The following is a 22,503-nucleotide window of genomic DNA, read 5'->3' on the forward strand; positions in this document are numbered from 1 at the left end:
ACGCCTCGGCGACGGCCCGCGCGCGATCATCGGACCCTCCACCGGGAAGCATTCCCATGCAGGGCGCATCCCCTACTTCGCCGGTCACCGGCGAACTGTCGAATCACAAGGTGGCCGCGGTATTCGCATCCCCGCACGTGGCGCAGCAGGCCGCGGACGCGGTCTTCTCCGAGCTGTCGCTGGGCGCTGCGCAGGTGCAGCTGATCCGGCCCGATGAACCCGAAGCGCGTTCCAGTCGCAAGCTGGAACCGGAAAGCCACGGCATCTGGCGCACGATCGTGGTCGCCCACATACGCCTGGGCATCGCAGGCGCCGTACTGGGCGCGCTGGCGTTCGCCGTGCTGTACGCGATGGGTTTGCCCTTCGTCGTCAACTCGGCGGTTGCCGCGTTGCTGGTGCTGGTGTTCTTCGGTGCCGTGGGCGGATTGATGCTGGGCGGCCTGGTCGCGCTTCGCCCGGACCACGACCGCTACGTCGAAGCCGCACACGAAGCCATGGCCACCGGCCGTACCACCGTGGTGGTGCACGCACTCAACGCTGAACAACGCTCACGGGCAGCGGATTTCCTCCGCTCCCGCGGCGGCGACGTGACTTCGACGCTGTAATCGGCCGTCAGCGGCGAACCTTCAGCCGCTGCATCCGCCGCAGCACACCGATGGCAGCTGGGTGATGTGCTCTGGCGCCACGGGTTGCCCGGCCATCAGCAGCACGGAGGCAAGCGTGCGGAGGTTGAATGCACCCGCGACGCGAAGCATCCCCTCCTCCTGATCGACCAGCGCGGCCGGGTCGACCGCACGCAGCGCGTCCTCGATGACGCCGAGGTCCGGTGCCGTCCCTGCGATCTGAACAATGAATTCCATGACTTCCTCCTCTCGGGTCGTTCCGTTCACGCCGCCCGCGCGAATGCGCGGATGCGGCCGGACAGGTAATCGAAGTAGCGATCGATGTAGCTGATGCCGTTGTTCGCATCGATCAGGTACGGGTTCATCAGCGTATGGCGCAGGATCACCAGGTGATCTGTGGCGGCGCCCATCGACGTCGGGTCCAGGTCCAGCGCGCCCAGGATGCGTCGCAGTCGTCGCTCGCCCAGGGACGCCGCGCGCAGCGTCGTCATCGAACCGAAGAACTCCTTCACCTGCAGCGGACGCGCCGGATCGCAGCGCAGGTCGTCGTGCAGCGTGCGGACGAAGCGGTTGGCGTGTTCGACATCGCGATTTCCGGCGAGGTTGATCGCCACGCACACCAGGTTGCTGTCGGGCGCGAAGGGAACGCACAGGTGCGCGACATCCGAAAGCTCGTGCGCGGCCTGCTCCGCACGGCGACGGAACGCCTCGGCGGCCAGCACGGTCTGACGCGGCAGCTGGCCGAACTGCGCATGGTCCAACGGCAACACCTTGTGCATGACGTAGACCGCGGCGGCCGATGCCCCCGCTTTCGATCCTTCGGGGATGTACTGGCCGAGCTGGCGGAAGCGCGTCATGTAATCGTCCGCGGCCGGGCCGTTGAAGACGTAGTCCGCCTCTTCCGAGAGCAAGGTCATCGCACGATGATCGCGGCAGACGAAAGCGCCCGCGCCGTATGGCAGGTAGCCCAGCTTGTGAGGATCGACCGTCACCGAATCGGTACGTCCCAGCGCGGCGAACGCGGCATGCACGGCTTCACCAGGGAAGTTCTCCAGCCCTTCGCCCACTTGCGCGCGCGTGCGCAGCGAGCCGTCGGGGTTGCGGAACATGGTCGCCAGATAGCCGCCCCATGCCGCATCGACATGCACACTGAAACCCAGCCCTTGTGCCTGGAAGCGGTCGCGCGCATCGACGATGCGGTCCACCGGATCGATCATGCCGTGCTCGGTCGTGCCGAGCACACCGACAGCCATCAACACCGGCTGACGCGCGCGAACACAGCGCTGCAGCGCTTCCTCCAGTGCGTCCGCGTCCAGGCGCATGTCGCGCTCGGGAAGCAGCGAGAGCTGCGCGCGCCCGAGTCCGAGCAGCTTGAGCCCCTTGCTCCAGGAATAGTGCGCGGTGACCGGCGCATAGACGCACGGTACGCGCAACGTGGGATGACGGGAGAAGAAGCCGGTGAGCCCCAGTGTTTCGATGCGCTCGGATTGCACGCGCACTCGCCAGCGCGTCGCGTCCTCGGGCGACAGCGTGGCCAACCATTGCTGCCATTGCTCGACCAGCGCGATGCCATCGTCCACGCTGAGGTTGAAGGCCTGCCAGTCGTCGTCGAAGGCATCGCACGCACCGGCCATTTCCACCGCGACGCCGGACGCGCGCAGCGCCACGGGGAACGCCTTCAGGGCCAGTGCCAGCCGCAGCGCCTGATAGTTCGCGACGGTGCCGCCCGAGGTGAGATGTCCGAACGCGCAACCGCGCTTGTCCGGGTCGGCGGGATAGCCCAGCATGCGCGCCAGTTGCAGGCCGACCTTGACCTCCAGGTCCACCGTCACCGGCGCGGCATCTTCACAGACGTTGTTGGGGTTGTACGGCAGTGTCAGCAGTTGCGCGGCCAGTCCCGGCAACAGCAGGTCGGAGGCCATGTGGCCGATGTAACGCGGGCTGTGGAACGGCACCGAGCGCTTCAGCGCCGCCGACAGCGCATGCAGCTCGCGGCGCATGCGTGCTTCCAGTTCGAGGTACGCGGGGTGCTGGGCTGCGCCGGTCGGAATCGCCGGGGGATCCTCGGGATGGAAGTTGCGCCGCCAGTAGACGTGGTCGCGCAGGAATTCCACCACCAGCTTTTCCAGCAGCGTGTCGTTCTCGCCGTAGGGCCCGAGGAAGCAGGCATGCAGTGCCTGCGGCGTGAGCGCGTTGGCCGGCGGGGGATCGGAAGGGGTCTGGAACGTGTCCACGCGGGTATCCGTCGAAGCGATACCTGCAGCCTAGGCATCGCCACGCGCGGCGCGCTGATCCAGATCAAGTCGGCAGGCGGACGCCTGGACCTTCACGCTCGAATGAAGGCACCGAGGCCGCCATGGCGTCGTTCCGCCCGCCCTCGGCATGCACGACGGGGACGTCGATCGCCTCGCCGTCCAGCGCCCGCGCCAGTGCGGCGTCGGCCTCGCGCGTGTCGATGCCATGCCGCTCGTACCACTCGGGCTGGTAGTAACTGTGTGAATAGCGCTCCCCGCCGTCGCACAGGATGGTCACGATCGAGCCGTCCTCGCCCGCCGCGCGCATCGCCCAGGCGGCACGCAGCACGCCGACGAAATTGGTGCCGGTCGATCCGCCGACGCGACGCCCCAGGCGTGCGCTGACCTGGCGCATCGCGGCCAGACTCAGGGCGTCGGGCACCTTCGCCATGGCATCGATGCAGGTGGGAATGAAGCTGGGTTCCGGACGCGGGCGACCGATGCCCTCGATGCGCGAGGTTCCCGCGCAGGCCGATGCATCCCCCCTCCCCCGCCCGACGCTGGCAGCGTAGTGATCGAAGAACGCGGAGTGTTCCGGGTCCACGCACAGCGTGCGTGTGTCGTGGCAGCGATAGCGCAGATAGCGCCCCAACGTGGCCGCGGTACCGCCGGTGCCGGCACCGCAGACGATCCACGCGGGCACCGGATGCGGTTCCAGCGCCATCTGCCGGAAGATCGACTCGGCGATGTTGTTGTTCGCGCGCCAGTCGGTGGCGCGTTCGGCGTAGGTGAACTGGTCCATGAAATGCCCACCCGTCGCCCGCGCCAGTTCGCGCGCATGCGCGTCGATGCTGGCGGCATCGTCGACGAGGTGGCAGGTGCCGCCCTGGAACTCGATCGCGGCGACCTTCTCCGGCGACGTGTGCGCCGGCATGACCGCGATGAAAGGCAAGCCCAGCAGCCGCGCGAAGTAGGCCTCGGACACGGCCGTGGAGCCGCTGGAGGCTTCGACGACCGTACTGCCCGCGTGCAGCCAGCCGTTGGCCAGCGCGTACAGGAACAACGAACGCGCCAGGCGATGCTTCAGGCTGCCGGTGGGATGGCTGGACTCGTCCTTGAAATAGACATGCACACCCGGATACGCCGGCAACGCCAGCGGGATCAGGTGCGTGTCGGCGGAACGGTTGAAGTCCGCCTCGATGCGCGCCACGGCGGAGGCGACCCAGTCGCGACGGATCATGAGTACGTATTCCCCATTCTGCAGGCCAGGTCGCCCGCTCGCGCGGGCGACCCTCGCCACCGGCTTACTTGGTGACGGTCAGCTTGCCCTTCATGAGCATCGAATGGCCCGGGAAGCTGCAGAAGAACGTGTAGTCGCCGCCGGCGGTGAGCTTCTTGCCGGGGAAGGTGACCTTGGTCTTCTCGCCGCCGCCCACCAGCTTGGTGTGCGCGATCACGCGCGCGTCGTTCGCGGCGATGTAGTTGTTCGCAGCGCCCGCCTTGATGCCGTCGCGCTCGATCGCCTGCATGTCCTTGGTGGCGCTGATGACCACGTTGTGGCCCATCGCGGCGGCCGGCATCTTGCCGGTGTGGGCCAGCTCGATGGTGATGGTCGGGCACGAGGCCGACACGGTGGCTTCCTTCAGGTCGAACTTCATCGCATCGTCGCCCTTGAGCGAGATCGTGCAGTTGCCGGCGGCCTGGGCATGGCCCGCGGCGCCCAGCAGGCCGAGTACGAGAATCGAGGTGGACAGGATCTTCATGGCAACTCCTATGAAACGTGGGTGAAAGGATGGGTGGATCGGATCAGGGGGCGGCGGCCAGCGTCTCGCGGACCTTGTCCACGAAAGCCGCATCCGGTTGCAGCCCGGTCACTTCGCTGCGTGCGACGATGCGGCCCTCACGGTCCAGCAGGATCAGCACGCTGGTGTGGTTGAACGTACCGTCCGGCTGCGCGCGGTAGCGGACGCCCAGCGCCGCGGCGAGCGTACGGACGTCGCCGTCCGACGGTCGCAGCAGGTGCCAGCGGTCGAGGTCGAGCTGATGCGTGGTTGCCACCTCCCTCAGCGCCGCCGGCGTATCGCGCGCCGGATCGATGCTGAGCATTGCCAGATCCAGCCCAGCGTACTCCTGCGGCGTTAGGCGCTTCTGAAGGGCCTTGCCGGAGGCCACGATGAGGGGGCACATCAGGTGGCAGTTGGCATAGAACATCGAGACCACGGCAGGCCGCCCGCGCAGGTCCTGCCAGGCGACGGTGCGCCCGTCCTGGTCGGTCAGCGAGGACTGCACCTGGTAGACCGAATCGCCGGGGAGCGCGGCAGCTTCGCCGGCCAGCGCGGGAACGGCCAGCGCGCACAGCGCCAGGCCGAGGAAGAATCGTTTGAACATTCGCTTCATGGTGTACTCCGTGCGCAACGGAAACCGAGGTTGCCCAGCGTGCTGCGCGGCTCCATCGCCGACAGCAGGGCCACGCGTTTGAGGACGGCATAGTCGTCGCGGTTGTTGAACGACAGCCCGCCCGATCCGCAGAACTGCAGGCGATCGCCATCCTCACCGCCGCGCTTGTCGGCATCGCCCATCAGCGTGGAAAAGTCGCCCACCCACTCCCAGGTCGTGCCGTGCAGGCCGGACACGCCGTAGGCGTTGGGCACGGCATTCGCTCGCGCATCGATGCCGCGCGGCGTGCCGTCGTCGAACAGGCGCGCCCGCCATGTCGCATCGCCACGCGCATCGCGCTGCGTGGGGCTGGCGGCGGCCACGTACTCCCACTCCGACCAGTCCGGCAACCGGGCGCCGACCGACTTGCAGTAGGCGTCGGCAGCGAACCAGCTGACGTGCGTGACCGGTGCATCGCCGTCGATGCCGGAGCGGTCCGCGTCCTGCCAGTTGGCCAGGTAGCCGCGGTCGGCCAGCAGCGACGGCACGCGGTCGCGCCGCCACTGCGGCTGGGTGTCCACGAAGGCTTCGAACTCCGCAACGGTCACCGGCGTGCGCGACATCGCGAAGCCGTCGACGTGCCGCGGCGCGTCTTCCTCCGCATAGCGGATGGTCGAACGGAATTCGCCGCCGGGAATGGCGACGAACTCCGTCGACGTTGCCGGCGACGGAGCCGCCAGCAACGCGAACCAGACGAGGGATGCGGCAAGCATGGCAGTGCCCTCCTTCAGGTCCTCAGTGACCGCCCTTGCCTGCGGCCGGGGCGTATTCCTCGTTGGACTGCTGGCCGGTGTAGATGGTCGGGTTCTTCTCGCCCTCGACCTTCAGGATGCCCAGCGTGCCCTTGTGGAACGTGCGGAAGATGCTGTGGTCGACCAGCACGAAGTTGCCCGGGACGTCCGCCTTGAACTCGACGATCGCCGAGCCGCCGGCCGGGATCAGCGTGGTCTGCACGTTCTCCTGGTACTTCGAGCCGCCCTCGGTGTAGACCTTGTCGAAGATCTCGCCGATCACGTGGAAGCTGGACACCAGGTTCGGGCCACCGTTGCCGACGTACATGCGGATCGTCTCGCCGGCCTTCGCGGTCAGCGCGTGGTCGCCCGTCAGCGCACCTTCGGAACCGTTGAACACCACGTACGTCGGGTGCTCGTCGATCGCCTTCTCGAGGCTGAAGGGCTGCAGGCCCGCGTCACCGTGCTTGCCCTCGGTGTAGAAGTCGCCCTGCATGACGTAGTACTCCTTGTCCACCTTCGGCAGGCCCTCCGGCGGCTCGACCAGGATCAGGCCGTACATGCCGTTGGCGATGTGCATGCCCACCGGCGGCATCGCGCAGTGATAGACATACAGGCCGGGGTTCAGTGCCTTGAACGTGAACTTGGTCTTGTGACCCGGCAGCGTGAACGTCGCTTCCGCACCGCCACCCTGACCGCTGACCGCGTGCAGGTCGATGTTGTGCGGCATGTGCGAGTCGTGCGCGTTCTTCAGGTTGAACTCAACCGTGTCGCCCTGGCGCACGCGGATGAAGCTGCCCGGCACCGTGCCGCCGAACGTCCAGAAGTTGTAGGTCACGCCGTCGGCCAGGCGCATTTCCTTCTCGATCACTTCAAGGTCGACGACGACGTTCGCCGGCGCGTTGCGGTTGGTCGCCGGCGGCACCAGCGGCGGCGCGGTCAGCACGGCCTTGATGGGCGCGCCGGTCGGCGGCGCGGCGTTGTTGTTGGAAGCTGCGACGGCGAGTGGTGCGCCGAATCCCAGCGCACATACCAGTGCGTAGTGCAGCAGATTGCGCGATGCACGGATCATGGACTGCTTACCTTGAAAATGGCCTGTCGGCCGTTGGGCGCACAGTAGGTCTGTGACCTCCATGCCGCCTTGACTCAAGTCAAGCCGATGAACGGGGAAATCGCGCGGCCTGCGGCGTTTGATCTGGATCATTTTCCGGCCTCTGGGAGCGGCACAGACTTCGCCGCAATCGCCGGTAATGCGTCTTGTCGCCGGCACCGGATTTCTTCCGAAAACTCGGTGGTTCCCATGACTCGGTCCGTTGTGCAGATTCCCGCCCGTCGCGCTCCCGTCGCGACACCGCTGGCGGTTGCACTGTCCTTCCTCATCGCCGGCGCCTGTGCGGCCGGCGAAAGCACGCACGTTCACGGCGCGCCTGCGTCGGCCAACACGGCTGATGCCGTCGTGACGCTCGATACGCTGGTGGTAACCGACATCTCGCCGACGCTGGCGATGACCTTCGTCGCAAACACCAAGCTGCCGCGGCAACCGGTTCCCGCCAGCGACGGCGCCGACTACCTCAAGACCGTGCCCGGCTTCGGCGTGATCCGCAGCGGTGGCACCAACGGCGATCCGGTTCTGCGCGGCATGTTCGGTTCGCGCCTGAATCTGCTGACCGACGGCGGCCACATGCAAGGCGCGTGCCCCGCACGCATGGACAACTCGCTGTCGTATGTCTCACCGGAAACCTACGACCGACTTGAAGTCATCAAGGGGCCACAGACCGTGTTGTGGGGACCCGGTGCGTCGGCAGGCACGGTGCGTTTCGAACGCGACATCCCGTTCTTCGACGAACCCGGCATGCAGTTCAACGGCAGCCTCACGGCAGGCAGCTTCGGTCGCAACGACGAGGTCGTCGATGCCGCATTCGGCAATGCCAGCGCCTATGCGCGCGTCACCGCGAACCGCTCCGAGTCGGACGACTACGAGGACGGCAACGGCGAGCGCGTTCCGTCAGCCTGGAAGAAGTGGAATGCCGATGTCGCCATGGGCTGGACGCCGGATGCCGACTCGCTGGTCGAAGTAAGCGCCGGCAACGGCGACGGCGAAGCGCGCTATGCCGTCCGTGGCATGGATGGATCGCAGTTCGACCGCACCAGCTACGGGCTGCGCGCGGAGCGTCGCAACTTCGATGGCGCGCTCGACAAGGTCGAAGCCAAGCTCTACTACAACGACGTCGACCACGTCATGGACAACTACACGCTGCGCGATCCGGACCCGACCAGCAGCATGCCGATGCCCATGGCCAGCAACGTCGCGCAGCGCACCTCGGGCGGCCGCGTGGCGTTGTCATGGAAGACGGAAACCTGGGACCTGCAGGCCGGCGTGGATGCACGCGACAGCCGCCACCGCAAACGCAGCGCCATGGGCCGCGATGCGTACCGCAACGTTCCGTGGACCACCGACGCGCGCTTCGACAACGTCGGCGTGTTCGGCGAACTGGGCTGGAACCTGACCGAGCGCCAGCGCCTCGTGGGCGGCTTGCGCCTGGATCGCGCATCGGCGAAGGACGAACGCCTCACCACCGGCAGCATGATGCCGCGACCGAATCCGACCGCGGGCGAGACACGCAACGAGACACTGCCCTCGGCACTGGTGCGCTGGGAAGTGCAGCCGGTGGATTCGGCGATCATGTGGCACGTCGGCCTGGGCCACGTGCAGCGCATGCCGGACTACTGGGAGCTGTTCTCGCCGACGATGGGGCCGGCGGGCAGTGCGAACGCCTTCGCCGGCATCGAACCCGAGCGCACCACGCAGCTCGACGTGGGCATGCACTACCGCGCCGGGCGCTGGGACGCGTGGGCATCGCTGTATGCCGGACGCATCCAGGACTACATCCTGTTCAAGTACTCCAAGGGCATGATGGGCGCCACCACGCAGGCCTACAACGCGGACGCGAACATCCGCGGCGGCGAGCTCGGCGTGGAGTTCCGTCCCGACACGAACTGGAAGCTGGGCGGCACCCTCGCCTACGCCTGGGGCGAACTCGACGACGAAGGTCCGCTGCCGCAGACGCCGCCGCTGGAAGCACGTGTCACTGCTTCCTACGACAACAAGCGCTGGTCCCTCGGTGCGCTGCTGCGCGGAGTCACCGCGCAGGACCGCATCAACCCGGGTTACGGCAACGTGGTCGGACAGGACCTGGACGACAGCGCCGGATTCGCGGTGTTCTCTCTCAACGGCGGCTACCGTTTCACCGATCGCGTGCAGCTTGCGGCGGGCATCGACAACATCTTCGACCGCGCCTACTCCGAACACCTCAACCTTGCCGGCAACAGTGCCTTCGGCTACCCCGCCGATCCGGTACGCATCAACGAACCCGGCCGCAGCGCGTGGCTGAAGCTCAACGTCAAATTCTGATCCGGCCATGCCCACAAGTGCGTCGCCCTTGACCTTCGTCAAGGGCACGCACGGCACGCGCACCTAGCCTGAGTGCATGCCGATCGCGGTCGGCTTCCCGCCCTCAGGAGATTCCCGATGATCGCCGTCAACCACGAGCACCTGCACACCGAACGCGAGCAGGCCCTCACGCAGGCCCTGCGCTCGATCGACCCCGAAGCGGTCGTCCGCATCGACCGCAACGGCGGACAGCTGAGCGTCTCGACCGTGCTGGGCGAAAGCGAGGTGCTGGCCATCCTGGAAGGACTTGGCGTGGATGCCGCACCGGTGCGCGGCGAAAGCGAGGATCCGCACGCGACCGGCGGCTGCTGCGGCGGCTGCGGTTGCGGTTGACCGGCGGCGTCCGTACGGCGAACCCTCGATGAGCTTCCACGACCTGCGCCAGTTCCTGGGCCGACTGTCCGAACGCGATCAGTTGCTGGAGATCGATGCGCCCATCGATCCAGAACTGGAAAGCACCGCGCTGAGCCTGCGCGCCCTGCGCGCGAACGGGCCGGCGTTGCTGATGCACAACCCGAAGGGCTCGACGCATCCGCTTCTGGGCAATCTGTTCGGGCATCGCGAGCGTATCGAGCTGGCGATGGGCGAGCGCCCGTTGAGTTCGTTGCGCGAGCTGGGCGAACTGCTCGCGGCGATCAAGGAACCGCGCTGGCCGTCCAGCCTGCGCGGTGCGTTGTCGACATGGCCGGAACTGGCCCAGTTGGCTCACGTGGCACCGCGGCGCGACAACGACGCCGCGTTCAACGAGGAAGTGCTGGAAGGCGACGACATCGATCTGGCGCGCCTGCCCATCCAGCGCTGCTGGCCGGAAGACGTGGATCGCCTGATCACCTTCGGCCTGGTGATCACCCGCGGCACGCGCCAGACGCGGCAGAACGTGGCGATCTACCGGCAACAGCCGATCGGTCGCAACCGCGTGATCATGCGTTGGCTCGCCCATCGCGGCGGCGCACAGGACTATGCCAGCTGGCAGGCCACGTATCCGGATCGTCCGTTCCCCGTGATCGTCGCCATCGGCGCAGACCCGGCGACGATGCTCGCGGCGGTGGCGCCGGTACCCGATACGTTGTCCGAGTACGAATTCGCGGGCCTGCTGCGCGGGTCGCGAACGCGCCTGTGGCGCAGCGAACTGACCGGCCTGGATGCGCCTTCCGGCGCGGAGATCGTGCTGGAAGGATTCATCCACCCCGGCGACACCGCGCTGGAAGGCCCGTTCGGCGACCACACCGGCTACTACAACGCGCAGGCGCGCTTCCCGGTACTGACCGTCGAGCGCATGCGCCTGCGGCGTGGCGCGATCTATCACGGCAGCTACATGGGCCGCGCACCGTTCGACGAACCTTCGGTGCTGTCGATGGCGCTGAACGACATCTTCGTGCCGATCCTGCGCAAGGTGTTTCCGGAGATCGTCGACTTCTACCTGCCGCCGGAAGCGTGTTCGTACCGCGTCGCCGTGGTCAGCATCCAGAAGCAGTACGCCGGCCATGCGCGCCGGGTGATGCTGGGCGTGTGGTCGTACCTGCGCCAGTTCACCTACACCAAGTTCGTCATCGTCACCGACGACGACATCAACGTTCGCGACTGGGGCGAGGTGATCTGGGCGATCTCCACGCGCGTGGACCCGGCCCGCGACAGCGTGTTGATCGAGAACACCCCCATCGACTACCTCGACTTCGCCAGCCCCACCTCGGGACTGGGTTCGAAGCTCGGGCTGGACGCCACGCGCAAATGGGCCGGTGAAAGCGACCGCGAATGGGGCCGCCCCATCACGCTGGATCCGCGCGTGGAACGGCGCGTGGACGCGATCTGGCAGCAGCTGTGCCGCTCGCGCGGCGACGAGGCCGATCCGCCAGTCTGATTCCGGCGCCCTACTCCCCCTCTTTCCGCCACAGGAATCGCCCATGCAACTGGTGTGTCCCGCCGGCAATCTGCCGGCCCTGCGCACGGCCATCGACGCCGGTGCCGACGCGGTCTACCTCGGCTTCCGCGACCAGACGAACGCCCGCGCCTTCCCGGGCCTGAACTTCGACGACAACGAGATCCGCCAGGGCATCGCGTATGCGCATGCGCGCGGCCGCCAGGTGTACCTGGCACTGAACACCTATCCGGACAGCGCACGTCTCGCACACTGGCACCGCGCCGTCGATCAGGCGGCAGAGCTGGGGGTGGACGCCATCATCGCCGCCGAGATGGGCGTGCTGGACTACGCATGCCGCACGCATCCGAAGCTCGCGCGACACCTCTCCGTGCAGGGCTCGGCAACCACCGCGCCGGCACTGCGCTATGCGTTCGAACGCTTCGGCATCGCGCGGGCGGTATTGCCGCGTGTGCTGTCGGTGCAGCAGGTGGAGCGGTTGTGCCAGAACGCGCCGATTCCGCTGGAGGTGTTCGCCTTCGGCAGCCTGTGCATCATGGTCGAAGGGCGCTGCCAGCTGTCCAGCTACGTCACCGGTGCCTCGCCCAATCGCCATGGCGTGTGTTCGCCCGCGCGCTTCGTCCGTTGGGACGAACACGACGGCGGTGAGCGCAGCGTGCGATTGAACGATGTGCTGATCGACCGCTTCCAGCCCGAGGAACCGGCCGCCTACCCGACCGTGTGCAAGGGACGGTACGGCGTGGGCGGCGAGATCTTCCATGCGCTGGAAGAGCCCACCAGCCTCAACACGCTGGAACTGCTGCCACGCCTGGCACAGGCCGGCGTGGCGGCGCTGAAGATCGAAGGACGCCAGCGCGGCGCGGCGTACGTCGATGCCGTTACCCGAACCTGGCGTGCCGCCATCGACCGCCATCGCGTGGCGCCCGAGGCATGGACCGCGCAACCGGCCTGGCAGAACACGCTCTCCGCCCATGCGGAGGGACACCAGACCACCCTTGGCCCCTATCACCGCGCCTGGCACTGACATGCAGCTCAGCCTTGGACCCCTGCAGTACTTCTGGCCGCGCGAGCGCACGCTGGCGTTCTACCGCGAAGCCATCGCCTGGCCGGTGCACACGCTCTACCTGGGCGAGACCGTCTGTTCGAAGCGACGCGAACTGCGCACGCGCGACTGGATCGCGCTGGCAGAGGAACTGGCCGACGCGGGCAAGCAGGTAGTGCTGTCGTCGCTGGCGCTGATCGAGGCCGAGTCCGAACTCAGTGCGCTCACGCGCCTGGTCGATCACGGTCGCTTCTGGATCGAGGCCAACGACCTGTCCGCAGTGCAGCTGTGCCGCGAACGGGGCGTGCCTTTCGTCGCCGGCCCCAGCCTCAACGTCTACAACCACGAAGCGCTCGCGATGCTGATCCAGGACGGACTGCGTCGCTGGGTACCGGGCGTGGAACAGGGGCATGTGCTGATCGACGAGCTGCTGTGCGCGCTCGACGCAAAGGGCGTGGCGCGACCCGAAATCGAAGTCATCGGCTGGGGTCGCCTGCCGCTGTCGTACTCGGCGCGCTGCTTCACCGCGCGGGCGCTGGACATCGGCAAGGACGACTGCGGCTTCCGTTGCATCGATTACCCCGATGGCCTTCCGCTGTCCACGCGCGAAGGGCGCCCGTTCCTGCGCATCAACGGCATCCAGGTGCAGGGCGACGAGATCGTGGACCTGGCACCCGAACTGCCGCGGCTGCGCGAACTGGGCGTGGACCTGCTTCGCGTGTATCCGCAGGAGGTTGGAACGGACGTCGCGATCGCGCATCTGGATCGCGCATTGACCGCGGAAACGCCGGTGGCACCGTTGGGACAGCGCAACGGTTACTGGCACGGCGAGCCCGGCATGAGCGGCCAGGCGCGACCGGACGCGGCGTAGTACCTACGCGGCGTCGGCGCGCCAGTGCGCGCCGAGGCTGCGCGTCCGTCGCAGGGCGGCCACCAGCAGGGCCCGCGCGACGCGCGCTTCCCAGCCCGGCATCCGCTCGCACAGGTCGATCGCCTCGCGCAGCCGGTCAGCGGTACGCACCGGCCCGGCGGCGTTCCACATCGCCCGACGCAGCTGCGTCAATGCACCGGGTGCCAGCGCCGCGCCGCGCTCCACCACGCGCGACTCGCCGCGCCCCTTGCGCGGACTGCGGTCGCGCAGGTGCGCACCGAGGTGACGGCCGCACACCACGCCTTCGAGCAGCGAGTTGCTGGCCAGCCGGTTCGCGCCGTGGAGGCCGTTGCACGCGACCTCGCCGACCGCATGCAGGTTGGGCACGGCGCTGCGCCCCAGCAGGTCGGTTGCGATGCCGCCCATGTGGAAATGCGCGGCAGCGGTGATCGGCAACGGATCGCGACGCGGGTCCATCCGCAACTCGCCGCAAAGCGACAGCACAGTCGGGAACGAACGCTCCCAATCTGACGGCAGCGCGGTGGCGTCGAGCAGAACCCGGCCGCTGCGGGAAGCCTCCCACACGCGTCGGGCGACGATATCGCGCGGCGCCAGATCACCGAGCGGATGGTGCCCCGCCATGAGCGCGCCGCCGCGGTCGTCGATCAGGCGTGCGCCCGCGCCGCGCAGGGCTTCGGTGACCAGCGGCAGGCGCGACCGGTCGCAGTCCAGCGCGGTGGGGTGGAACTGCACGAACTCCAGATCGCGCAGCCGGGCACCGGCGAACATTGCCAGCGCCAGCCCCGAACCGGTGTTGGACTCGACGTTGGTGGTACGCGCGAACAGCGCGCCGACACCACCGGTGGCCAGCACCACGGCATCGCTGGCGATCCATTCCTCGGTGCCGTCCGCATCGCGCATGCGCACACCGGCCACGGCGTCGCCTCGCATCAGGAGCGCGTCGGCATCGACGCCGGTGCACCAGTGGATGTGTTGGGCCGATCGCACGCGTTCGCGCAGCGCGGCGACAACGCGCCCCCCGGTGCCGTCGCCGCCCGCATGCACGATGCGGTGCAGGCCGTGCCCGCCTTCGCGACCGAGCTGCAGCGCGCCGTCACCGGAGCGGTCGAACGACACACCGATGGTTTCGAGCCAGGCGATGGCATCCGGCGCCTGCGAGAGCACGCTCCGGCTGATGGCCGAGTCGTTGTGGAACGCGCCGGCGATCAGCGTGTCGGCGACATGCGCGCCCACGTTGTCGCCAGGCCCCAGCGCCGCGGCGATTCCGCCCTGCGCCAGTCCGCTGCTGTTGAGACCGCCCGGATCGATCAGCACCACCTCGCGCGGTGCGGCCGCCAGTGCGGTGCTCAGGCCGGCGATGCCGGCGCCGATCACCACGACCGGCGTCGTGCCCGTCCTCACACGCGTTCCTGTCGCCCGATGGCCAGCATGCGCTCCAACGCGCGCCGCGCCTTCACCGCAACGTCGTCCGGTACCGTCACCTCATGACGCAGCTCGCTGAGGCATGCATGGATGTTCGGCAGCGTGATGCGCTTCATGTGCGGGCACAGGTTGCACGGCTTGATGAATTCGATCTGCGGGAACCGCGTGCGCAGGTTGTCGGCCATTGAGCACTCGGTGATCAGCGCCACGCGGTCGGGTCGTTCGCGTTCAAGCCAGCGTCCCATCGCGGTCGTCGAGCCGACGAAGTCGGCCTCCGCCTGCACCTCGGGCGGGCATTCCGGATGGGCCACCAGCACGGCGTCGAAGCGCTCGCGCGCGTGCCGCGCCTGTTGCACGGTGAACTGTTCGTGCACTTCGCAGACGCCGTTCCAAAGCACCAGTTCGATGCCGGTCTGCGACGCGACGTGGCTGCCGAGGAAGCGGTCCGGCAGGAAGATCACCTTGTCCGCGCCCATCGCCTCCACCACCTGCACCGCGTTGGCGGACGTGCAGCAGGCATCGGACTCCGCCTTCACCGCGGCGGACGTATTGACGTAGGTCACCACGGGCGCGCCGGGGTGCTGCGCCCGCAATGCCCGCACGTCCGCCGCGGTGATCGACGAGGCCAGCGAGCATCCCGCTTCCAGGTCGGGGATCAGCACGGTGCGGTTCGGCGCGAGGATCTTGGCGGTCTCGGCCATGAAATGGACGCCGCACAGAACTATCAGTTCCGCATCGCAGTCGGCCGCGGCCTGCGCCAGCGCGAGCGAATCGCCGGTGACGTCGGCGACGCCGTGGAAGATCTCCGGCGATTGATAGCTGTGCGCCATGATCACCGCGCCGCGCTCGCGCTTGAGTCGCGCGATCGCATCGATCCACGGCAGGTGCAGCGGCCATTCCAGGCACGGCATCAGCGGCGCCAGGCGTTCGCCGAGCTCCGCGTATTCTTCTTCCAGCTCCGGGCGCCAGCGTGGCGCAAGGGACGACGACATCAGGGTTCCTCAGACGACGGTGGCGTGAGCGTCGCGCGCCGCGCGCAGACCGCGCGCCGCACGATGCAGGGCGATGCGCACGCCCAGCGGCAGGGTTTCCCACGGCAGGCGATCGAGCAGGTTGCGCACCGTGAGACCCAGTTCGACATCACCGGTGAGCATCAGGCGACGCTGGAAGAACAGCGTGTCCGCGTCTTCCAGGCGGCTGGTGAGCAGCAACAGGTCGGTCGCGCTGCCGCGCACCATGGCCTCGGCCGGTCCGCGGCTGCGGCGCAGGCGCTCGCCGTCCACCTCCAGCACCCAGCTCAGGCCCAGGTCGACGACTTCGATGCCCACCCGCCGCCGTTGCACGGGTGCGAGCCAATCGTCCTGCAGCGAACTGGCCAGCGTCGTGGAAAGCGCGCGTTCGGCGAAGGTGTCGAGCACCGCGCGCGGCACCAGCGACAGTGCGCCACGCCAGCGGCGCGGCGGCGGAATGAGGCGCAGCAGGCGATCGCGTCGCTGGTCCTGGCGATGTGTGTTCGCGGATGCGCCGGCGCCGTCTGCCTTCGCACCGGGATGCATGGCCTGCTGCATGCAGGCATCGGTGATGAGCGTGTCGATCAGATGATCGGCCGACGAGGCCGGCACGCGCAGGCGCGCGGCCAGGTTGCGTGCGCGCTCATGCACGCGCTCCTCGCGTCCGGCATCGCGCAGCGGAGCATCCGTCGCTCGCTTTGCCGGGCCGACGGCCGAGACGAGTCGGCGCCGCGCCGCCAGCAGTACGATCATCGCGTCGTCCACGCGGTCGATTCCGACACGTGCGCCGCCCAGCGCCAGGCGCGCCAGTACGGGCACGGAGATGCTGCGAACCATGGACCTTCCCCTGATCGGTGTGACCGCGCCAGATGCTAGGTGCGCCCCACCCTGCCGCCATTGACCTGCGTCAAGTCGGGGAGACTGCCGCTTCCTTTGCCGTCATTCCCGCACCGGCAGTCGTACGGACGAACGAGCCGCCGGAATGCGTGCCTCGGCCACCACCCGGAACCGGCAGCGCACCAGCACGACGAGCGTCGACGCGTGCGCGAGGGCGATCAGCAGCCCGCTGGCGAGGTGGCCTTTCTGTAGCGCCAGTGCAGCCAACAGTCCGGCCGCGGCGATCAGATGCAGCGCCAGCACGATGCGTTTGTCGGCTTCCGGGACCAGGCGGCCCACGCCGGGAATCTGGCGGCCGCGCGGCACCACGCCGCGCAGATGGATCCATGCGAGGAAGCTGACGATCTCCATCGTCATGCCGGTCACCAGTACCGGCAGCCCGATGCCCAGCGCCAGCGTGCCCACCCACAGCGCGGTTCCCGTGCCCATGCTTTCGAGTGGCATCAGTGCGACCGCGCTGGCGATGGCGACCACGCCCACCGTCCATGAAAGCCGCAGCACCGGATTGCGCCGATGCGGCGAACGCAACTGCAACCACAGCGAGGCGGCCGCGAACGTCCACGCCGCCGCCAGCGTGGTGGCGGCCAGCAGCGCGGCCCCGGCCCATACACGCATCACGGCACCCGCGAGCAGGCCGACCATCGTGCACACAACCCAGCCGACCACCCATCGCGGCGGCACCGCGCGCGTGCCCTGCAGCATCGGCAGCGTCATCGCGCCGACCACGGCGATCAGCATCAACACCCAGCCCACCAGTCCGAATGACGCATGCACGTCGACGACGCGCTCCAGCGCGACGGATACATCGCCTGTCAGCGCCAGCAGGCCGAGCACGCCGAGGACCGCTGTCACCGCCAGCGAGAACAGGGCGACGCCCAACCCGCCGCGCAACCAGCGCGCCCCCTTGCCCCGGAACAGCGCGACACCGGCCAGGACTGCGAAGGCAAGCAGCGTGCCGCCCAGCAGCAACGCCGCCAGATGCAGGGCCAGGCCGATGCCCTTCGACAGGCCGACCACGAAGCTGGCCAGCCCGGCATTCAATCCGACATGCAGCAGCGGCAGTGTGCGCCGCCCCGCGAGCGGGCTCAGCGCCGCCACCGGCAGGAACTGCGTGAGCGCACCGAGCATCGCATTGCCCAGTACGCCAAGCACGACCACATGCACCAGCACCACGGTCGCGGGCGCCCAGCGTGACATGAGCGCACCCTCGCCCTGCACCGCCAGCCAGACACCGGCGAACATGCCCCACGCCGGCGCAGCCAGGAGGAAACGCATCGGCAGGCTCGGTGCGGGTGCCTGCGTGATCGCAAGCCCGCTCATGCAAGCCCGTCCGTTCCGTCCGCGTACGGAGCGCACACGATCACCACGTGGTAACCGTCGTCGACGGGCTCGACCGTGAACGCATGGCCATCGGCCTGCAGGATGGCCAGCAGCGGCACCGGGTGGAACGGTGTCCACGCTTCCATGCAGTCGCCCGGCGACAGCGTCGCCAGCGCGGCAAGGATGCGGTGCATCGGCTCCGGCGGTGCGAGGTCGCGCAGGTCGAGCGAGATGACGGGATGCGTCATCGCGTTCGCGCCAGAGGTCAGGCGTCGGGCCAGTCGGTATCGGGCGTATCGCCGCTGTCGGTCGCGCCACAGTCGGTGGGTACACCGGCCGCGTACAACGACTCGACCATCAGCGACAGGCCCACGGCCGATTCGGCGATGTCGAAAGCGTCGATCATGAAATGCTCCTCATCCGAACAGGTAGAACACGCCCAGCGGATGATGCGCGCGGGCGATGAAGTAGATCTGCGCGTACACCGCCAGTGCGCCGGCGAAGAACACGGCGCGCATGGCCCGCGTCCGTCCCGGCCGCAGCGCCAGGATGCCCAGGACGATGTACGTCACCACCAGAACCACCTTCACCGCCAGCCACCCGTTGGCGAACATCTCGCCGGGAAGGATGGTCAGCAGCATCATGGCGGCGGTGAGCAGCACGGTGTCGACGGTGTAACTGAGATAGCGCACCGGTGAGGCCATCGGCCAGCGCAGGCCCGCCAGCACGCTCGAACCGCGCAGGAAGAACAACGCTCCGCTGCACACGATTGCGGCGATGTGGACCAGCTTGATCTGCGGGTAGAACTCCATCATGACTGTGCACTCAACCGGGTTTGCCGTCGGCGCGCGGCGTGAGGTAGATCCAGCCCAGACGCGCCACCCATGGCAGGAAGGCGATCAGCCAGCCCATCGCCGCCGCGGCGTGCCATGCGTAGGCATCGGACACGACTTCCGCGGCAACACGCAGCACCGCCACGCCCTGCACCGCGACGAACGCGAACCAGGCGATGGCCGGCATCACCAGCGGACGACCCGAATGCCCTTGCGTCACCCGCGTCACCATCGCGATGAGCAGGCTGCCGAAGAAACCGATGAACAATGCGTGCGCCGGTGCGCGGCCCAGTGCGAAGTTGCCGGTGAACGCGTAGATCAGGCTCTGCGTGGAATACAGCGCGAAGGTGACCGGCAGCCACGCGGTGCCGATGAAGAGCACGGCCAGCAGCCCCGGCATGCGGCCGCGCGGCCACCAGTGCCACAGCGCCACGGCCGAGGCGATCAGCAGCGGAACGTCCGCCAGCCACAGCCACGCATAGGCATGCAGCAGCTCCATCGCCAGGTGCGCCATCAGCAGCGCCCACATCAGCCCCAGCCACGCCATCGGTCGCCACGGCTTGTAGCCCGGGACCGCGTTGCCGGCGAAGAACGGGAACATGCGGTGCGCCACGGTCACGTAGACCGGCAGCAGCAGGCCGACGGTGCCCAGCTTGATGCTCGCCATCACCCACATCGGCGAGGCGCCCAGCACGAAGGCCAGGAACGCCAGCAACCCGATCCATCCCAGCACCAGTGCAGCGAAGCACGAACGCGCGTGCCAGGTCTTGCCCTTCTCCTGCATCAGTACGCGGCCGAGGATGATCAGGCCCGCGGTCCAGCCGGCGATCGCCATCAACAGGCCGACGAAGAATCCGACCTCCCATCCGCAGGCGCCCAGCAGGATCGCGAGTTGGCCGCCCATCAACCCGGCGCCGACCGGCACGTACTGCCAGCGGTCCAGGTCCGGCAGGCCCATCCAGCGCGGGAACACCGTGAGCAGGAATCCGAAGATGAAACTGGGCAGCACCAGGTACTGCATCACGAAGGCGTGCAGCCAGCCCGCGGGCACCGGTGGCGTGTGTGCGGGCAGCAGGCCGGGCCAGCGCGTCGATACCAGCCAGCTCGCCCACCACAACATCGCCAGCAGCACGTTGCCGGCGCCGATGAAGAACATCAGCCGGTGCGGCGCCTGCACTAGGTTCAGCGCGGACGCGCGGGAATTGGGAGTCATCTGCAGCATGGCGGCAGTCTCCGGCGCGCCCGGTACGGACGCCTTGACCTGGATCATGCGCGCCCGCGATGGGCGCGTCCAAAAAAATGGCCCGACCGTCTCCGGCCGGGCCAATTGCAACTCAACTTCAACTTCAGGCTACGACTAGGATCAGGCCTCTGCCGGCAGCGCCTGCGGCGCGACCGCGCGGCGCGGCGCCACCCACAGGCGGAACACGAACCACGCCATCGACAGCGCGCCGACGCTGAACACCGTGTCGGCGGGCACGCGCATCCAGACCAACAGGTCGATGATCGGCTGCTGCATGAACTCGGCCGAACGGGCGTACCAGTAGCCGTGCTCCAGCGTGGCGATCAGCTGCAGGATGCCCATCGGCAGCAGGGTGAACAGCGCCATGCCGGCCAGGCCGATGTTCAGTGCCCAGAAGCTGGTGCGCAGCACCTTCTCGTTCCACTCCACGTCCGGCTTCAGGCCGCGCAGGCAGAACAGCATCAGACCGATGCCGAGCATGCCGTACACGCCGAACAGCGCGGTGTGGCCATGGGTGGCGGTGAGGTTCAGGCCCTGCATGTAGTACAGCGACAGCGGCGGGTTGATCAGGAAGCCGAACAGGCCTGCGCCCACCAGGTTCCAGAACGACACCGCGATGAAGAACTTGATCGGCCAGCGGTAACGCTGCATCCACGGCGTCGCCTTGCCCATCTTGTAGCTGTGGTAGGCCTCGAAGCCGACGTAGGCCAGCGGCACCACTTCCAGCGCGGAGAAGGCCGCACCCAGCGCGATGACCGCGGTCGGCGTGCCGGTGAAGTACAGGTGGTGCAACGTGCCCAGCACGCCACCGGCCATGAACACGATCGTCGCGAACAGCACGGCCGTCGTGGCGGTCTTCACCTGCAGCAGGCCCAGGCGGGTGAACAGGAACGACATCACCGCCACGGCGAAGACTTCGAAGAAGCCTTCCACCCACAGGTGCACGACCCACCAGCGCCAGTACTCGATCATCGACAGCGAGGTGTGCTCGCCCCACATCAGGCCGGCCGCGTAGAACAGGCCGATCGCGACGGTGGACAGGAACAGCAGCACGACGATCGAGCGCGACTCACCGCCATTGCGGATGGCCGGCCACAGCGAACGACCCACCAGCGTCAGCCACAGGCCCAGTCCGATGAACAGGAACCACTGCCAGAAGCGGCCCAGGTCGACGTACTCCCAACCCTGGTGACCGAACCAGAAATTGTGCTCCAGGCCAAGCTTCTGCATCACCGCCAGCCACTGGCCCGCGAAGGCGCCGATCACGATGATCAGCAGGCACACCCACAGTGCGTTCACGCCCAGGCGCTGGAACTTCGGCTCATGTCCGGAGATCGCCGGACCGATGTACAGGCCCATGCCCAGCCAGGCGGTGGCGATCCACAGCACCGCCAGTTGCGTATGCCAGGTGCGCGTCAGCGAGTACGGAAGGATGTCCGACAGCGCGAAACCGTAGGCCTGCTGGCCTTCGACCTGGTAGTGCGCGGTGATGGCACCCAGCAGGATCTGCGTGAGGAACAGCGCGATCACCACCCAGAAGTACTTCGCGGTGGCCTTCATCGACGGCGTGACCTTGATCGAGGCCAGCGGGTCGCTCTTGGGCAGCGTCGGCGCGAGTTCCTCGCCGTGGTTGACCGCGTAGTGCCAGCCCAGCAGGCCGATGCCGGCCATCAGGAACAGCACGCTGAAGACCGTCCAGGTGAAGGCGGCCGTCGTGGGCTTGTTGCCGACCAGCGAGTCGGACGGCCAGTTCGCCGTGTACGTGACGTCCGAACCCGGGCGCTGCGTCACCGCGGCCCATGCCGTCCACCAGTAGAACGCCGTCAGCTGGCGGCGGTGTTCCGCCTCCGGCACGGTGTTGTTGCGCATGGCGTAGGCCTCGCGCAGCTCCGCCGTCGCCGGGTCGTTGCTGAAGAGGCTCTCGTAGTGCGCGGCGACGTTGGAGATGGCCGCGATGCGGTCGCCATCCAGGCGGATCGTCTGCGTCTGCGGATCGTAGGTGTTGGGACGCAGCAGCGCCTGCACGCGGGCCTGGTAGGCGGCCTGCACGCTGGCGTCGAGCTTCTTGTAACTGTCCGCGCCCGCTTCACGGTGGGCCCAGACGTCCATGACGGCTTCGGCCTCGCGGTGCAACCAGTCGGCGCTCCAGTCCGGAGCGACGTAACCGCCATGGCCCCAGATGGAACCCAGCTGCTGGCCACCGATGGACTGCCACACCTGGCGGCCGGTCTCGATGTCCTTGCGGGTGAAGACCACTTCGCCGTTGGGTCCTGTGACCTGTTCGGGCATCGGTGGCTGCTGGCGGTGAATCTCGCTGCCGACCCATAGCAGGACGGCGAACGAGGCGATGAGCAGGGTCGCCAGCCCTACCCATAGCTTGCGGGTCGAATTCATGTTTGGCGCTCCGTGGAGAAACGCCGGCATGTTCCGCCCGGGCACCCCGCCCCCTCCATGACGCAGGTCAAGCCGACGCGAGGGGACCTGCGGAAAGCG

22 protein-coding genes are annotated in these 22,503 nt (G+C 68.0%); 6 read left to right on the top strand and 16 right to left on the bottom strand.

Annotated elements, in window-relative coordinates; all coding sequences use genetic code 11:
* The first annotated feature begins 56 nt into the window (after positions 1–56).
* Positions 57–605: a hypothetical protein gene (locus tag QLQ15_RS13560; RefSeq protein WP_283213297.1), complete on the top strand. Its 549-nt coding sequence runs from the start codon at positions 57–59 to the stop codon at positions 603–605.
* A 21-nt stretch (positions 606–626) separates the two neighbouring features.
* Here the strand turns inward: QLQ15_RS13560 and QLQ15_RS13565 are convergent, their stop codons facing one another.
* From QLQ15_RS13565 to nirK, 7 genes are all read right to left on the bottom strand, one after another.
* Positions 627–860, bottom strand: a complete 234-nt coding sequence (locus tag QLQ15_RS13565; protein ID WP_283213298.1) for a hypothetical protein — start codon at positions 858–860, stop codon at positions 627–629.
* 26 nt (positions 861–886) lie between these two features.
* The gene (locus tag QLQ15_RS13570) at positions 887–2,857 is read right to left on the bottom strand and encodes a pyridoxal phosphate-dependent decarboxylase family protein (RefSeq protein ID WP_283213299.1); all 1,971 of its coding nucleotides are present in this window, start codon (positions 2,855–2,857) and stop codon (positions 887–889) included.
* Between the two features lie 64 nt (positions 2,858–2,921).
* The gene (locus tag QLQ15_RS13575; protein ID WP_283213300.1) at positions 2,922–4,097 is read right to left on the bottom strand and encodes a PLP-dependent cysteine synthase family protein; all 1,176 of its coding nucleotides are present in this window, start codon (positions 4,095–4,097) and stop codon (positions 2,922–2,924) included.
* Positions 4,098–4,161: 64 nt separating this feature from the next.
* Entirely contained in the window at positions 4,162–4,620 is a 459-nt protein-coding gene (gene azu / locus QLQ15_RS13580) for an azurin (protein ID WP_283213301.1), read from the bottom strand.
* Between the two features lie 43 nt (positions 4,621–4,663).
* Positions 4,664–5,254 carry an SCO family protein gene (locus QLQ15_RS13585; RefSeq protein ID WP_283213302.1) on the bottom strand — a complete coding sequence of 197 codons (591 nt, stop codon included), beginning with the start codon at positions 5,252–5,254 and terminating at the stop codon, positions 4,664–4,666.
* Positions 5,251–6,006 (bottom strand): formylglycine-generating enzyme family protein, encoded by a 756-nt coding sequence (locus QLQ15_RS13590; RefSeq protein WP_283213303.1) that lies wholly within the window; start codon positions 6,004–6,006, stop codon positions 5,251–5,253. Before QLQ15_RS13590 ends, QLQ15_RS13585 begins: the two co-directional genes overlap by 4 nt.
* 22 nt (positions 6,007–6,028) lie before the next feature.
* Positions 6,029–7,096, bottom strand: coding sequence for a copper-containing nitrite reductase (gene nirK / locus QLQ15_RS13595; protein WP_283213304.1), 1,068 nt, complete (start codon positions 7,094–7,096; stop codon positions 6,029–6,031).
* A gap of 243 nt (positions 7,097–7,339) precedes the next feature.
* Here nirK and QLQ15_RS13600 point away from each other — a divergent pair, with 243 nt between their 5' ends.
* The 5 genes from QLQ15_RS13600 (at position 7,340) to QLQ15_RS13620 (ending at position 13,264) form a co-directional block, all read left to right on the top strand.
* Positions 7,340–9,436 carry a TonB-dependent copper receptor gene (locus QLQ15_RS13600; RefSeq protein ID WP_432277860.1) on the top strand — a complete coding sequence of 699 codons (2,097 nt, stop codon included), beginning with the start codon at positions 7,340–7,342 and terminating at the stop codon, positions 9,434–9,436.
* Positions 9,437–9,553: 117 nt separating this feature from the next.
* Positions 9,554–9,808 (top strand): hypothetical protein, encoded by a 255-nt coding sequence (locus QLQ15_RS13605; protein WP_283213306.1) that lies wholly within the window; start codon positions 9,554–9,556, stop codon positions 9,806–9,808.
* Between the two features lie 28 nt (positions 9,809–9,836).
* Complete coding sequence (locus QLQ15_RS13610) at positions 9,837–11,333, top strand: UbiD family decarboxylase (protein ID WP_283213307.1); 1,497 nt, start codon at positions 9,837–9,839, stop codon at positions 11,331–11,333.
* 43 nt (positions 11,334–11,376) lie between these two features.
* A complete protein-coding gene (gene ubiU, locus QLQ15_RS13615; protein WP_283213308.1) occupies positions 11,377–12,375 on the top strand; it encodes a ubiquinone anaerobic biosynthesis protein UbiU in 999 nt (332 codons plus the stop codon).
* A gap of 1 nt (position 12,376) precedes the next feature.
* Positions 12,377–13,264: a U32 family peptidase gene (locus tag QLQ15_RS13620; RefSeq protein ID WP_283213309.1), complete on the top strand. Its 888-nt coding sequence runs from the start codon at positions 12,377–12,379 to the stop codon at positions 13,262–13,264.
* A 3-nt stretch (positions 13,265–13,267) separates the two neighbouring features.
* On the opposite strand, the gene QLQ15_RS13625 is transcribed toward QLQ15_RS13620, so the two are convergent.
* The 9 genes from QLQ15_RS13625 to QLQ15_RS13665 all read right to left on the bottom strand — a co-directional run bounded on the left by QLQ15_RS13625 (position 13,268) and on the right by QLQ15_RS13665 (position 22,404).
* Positions 13,268–14,686, bottom strand: coding sequence for an L-aspartate oxidase (locus QLQ15_RS13625; RefSeq protein ID WP_283213310.1), 1,419 nt, complete (start codon positions 14,684–14,686; stop codon positions 13,268–13,270).
* Complete coding sequence (nadA, locus tag QLQ15_RS13630) at positions 14,683–15,699, bottom strand: quinolinate synthase NadA (protein ID WP_283213311.1); 1,017 nt, start codon at positions 15,697–15,699, stop codon at positions 14,683–14,685. Before nadA ends, QLQ15_RS13625 begins: the two co-directional genes overlap by 4 nt.
* A 9-nt stretch (positions 15,700–15,708) precedes the next feature.
* Positions 15,709–16,554 (bottom strand): ubiquinone anaerobic biosynthesis accessory factor UbiT, encoded by an 846-nt coding sequence (gene ubiT / locus QLQ15_RS13635; RefSeq protein ID WP_283213312.1) that lies wholly within the window; start codon positions 16,552–16,554, stop codon positions 15,709–15,711.
* A gap of 102 nt (positions 16,555–16,656) precedes the next feature.
* Positions 16,657–17,934 (bottom strand): hypothetical protein, encoded by a 1,278-nt coding sequence (locus QLQ15_RS13640; protein WP_283213313.1) that lies wholly within the window; start codon positions 17,932–17,934, stop codon positions 16,657–16,659.
* Positions 17,931–18,182: a DUF2249 domain-containing protein gene (locus QLQ15_RS13645; RefSeq protein WP_283213314.1), complete on the bottom strand. Its 252-nt coding sequence runs from the start codon at positions 18,180–18,182 to the stop codon at positions 17,931–17,933. The genes QLQ15_RS13640 and QLQ15_RS13645 overlap by 4 nt, the downstream gene beginning before the upstream one ends.
* A gap of 17 nt (positions 18,183–18,199) precedes the next feature.
* Positions 18,200–18,340 carry a hypothetical protein gene (locus QLQ15_RS13650; protein WP_283213315.1) on the bottom strand — a complete coding sequence of 47 codons (141 nt, stop codon included), beginning with the start codon at positions 18,338–18,340 and terminating at the stop codon, positions 18,200–18,202.
* A 10-nt stretch (positions 18,341–18,350) separates the two neighbouring features.
* On the bottom strand, positions 18,351–18,749 hold the full coding sequence (locus tag QLQ15_RS13655; RefSeq protein ID WP_283213316.1) for a SirB2 family protein: 399 nt from the start codon (positions 18,747–18,749) through the stop codon (positions 18,351–18,353).
* A gap of 10 nt (positions 18,750–18,759) precedes the next feature.
* Positions 18,760–19,989, bottom strand: coding sequence for an NnrS family protein (locus QLQ15_RS13660; RefSeq protein WP_283213317.1), 1,230 nt, complete (start codon positions 19,987–19,989; stop codon positions 18,760–18,762).
* Positions 19,990–20,130: 141 nt separating this feature from the next.
* Positions 20,131–22,404 (bottom strand): nitric-oxide reductase large subunit, encoded by a 2,274-nt coding sequence (locus QLQ15_RS13665; protein WP_283213318.1) that lies wholly within the window; start codon positions 22,402–22,404, stop codon positions 20,131–20,133.
* Between the last annotated feature and the right edge of the window lie 99 nt (positions 22,405–22,503).

The sequence above is a fragment of the Lysobacter stagni genome (assembly GCF_030053425.1).
GTDB lineage: Bacteria > Pseudomonadota > Gammaproteobacteria > Xanthomonadales > Xanthomonadaceae > Lysobacter_J > Lysobacter_J stagni.

Coding starts and splice junctions, on each gene's coding strand:
- QLQ15_RS13560 (WP_283213297.1), top strand. CDS start 57: ATGCAGGGCGCATCCCCTACTTCGCCGGTCACCGGCGAACTGTCGAAT.
- QLQ15_RS13565 (WP_283213298.1), bottom strand. CDS start 860: ATGGAATTCATTGTTCAGATCGCAGGGACGGCACCGGACCTCGGCGTC.
- QLQ15_RS13575 (WP_283213300.1), bottom strand. CDS start 4,097: ATGATCCGTCGCGACTGGGTCGCCTCCGCCGTGGCGCGCATCGAGGCG.
- azu (WP_283213301.1), bottom strand. CDS start 4,620: ATGAAGATCCTGTCCACCTCGATTCTCGTACTCGGCCTGCTGGGCGCC.
- QLQ15_RS13585 (WP_283213302.1), bottom strand. CDS start 5,254: ATGAAGCGAATGTTCAAACGATTCTTCCTCGGCCTGGCGCTGTGCGCG.
- QLQ15_RS13590 (WP_283213303.1), bottom strand. CDS start 6,006: ATGCTTGCCGCATCCCTCGTCTGGTTCGCGTTGCTGGCGGCTCCGTCG.
- nirK (WP_283213304.1), bottom strand. CDS start 7,096: ATGATCCGTGCATCGCGCAATCTGCTGCACTACGCACTGGTATGTGCG.
- QLQ15_RS13605 (WP_283213306.1), top strand. CDS start 9,554: ATGATCGCCGTCAACCACGAGCACCTGCACACCGAACGCGAGCAGGCC.
- QLQ15_RS13610 (WP_283213307.1), top strand. CDS start 9,837: ATGAGCTTCCACGACCTGCGCCAGTTCCTGGGCCGACTGTCCGAACGC.
- ubiU (WP_283213308.1), top strand. CDS start 11,377: ATGCAACTGGTGTGTCCCGCCGGCAATCTGCCGGCCCTGCGCACGGCC.
- QLQ15_RS13620 (WP_283213309.1), top strand. CDS start 12,377: ATGCAGCTCAGCCTTGGACCCCTGCAGTACTTCTGGCCGCGCGAGCGC.
- nadA (WP_283213311.1), bottom strand. CDS start 15,699: ATGTCGTCGTCCCTTGCGCCACGCTGGCGCCCGGAGCTGGAAGAAGAA.
- ubiT (WP_283213312.1), bottom strand. CDS start 16,554: ATGGTTCGCAGCATCTCCGTGCCCGTACTGGCGCGCCTGGCGCTGGGC.
- QLQ15_RS13640 (WP_283213313.1), bottom strand. CDS start 17,934: ATGAGCGGGCTTGCGATCACGCAGGCACCCGCACCGAGCCTGCCGATG.
- QLQ15_RS13645 (WP_283213314.1), bottom strand. CDS start 18,182: ATGACGCATCCCGTCATCTCGCTCGACCTGCGCGACCTCGCACCGCCG.
- QLQ15_RS13650 (WP_283213315.1), bottom strand. CDS start 18,340: ATGATCGACGCTTTCGACATCGCCGAATCGGCCGTGGGCCTGTCGCTG.
- QLQ15_RS13655 (WP_283213316.1), bottom strand. CDS start 18,749: ATGATGGAGTTCTACCCGCAGATCAAGCTGGTCCACATCGCCGCAATC.
- QLQ15_RS13660 (WP_283213317.1), bottom strand. CDS start 19,989: ATGCTGCAGATGACTCCCAATTCCCGCGCGTCCGCGCTGAACCTAGTG.
- QLQ15_RS13665 (WP_283213318.1), bottom strand. CDS start 22,404: ATGAATTCGACCCGCAAGCTATGGGTAGGGCTGGCGACCCTGCTCATC.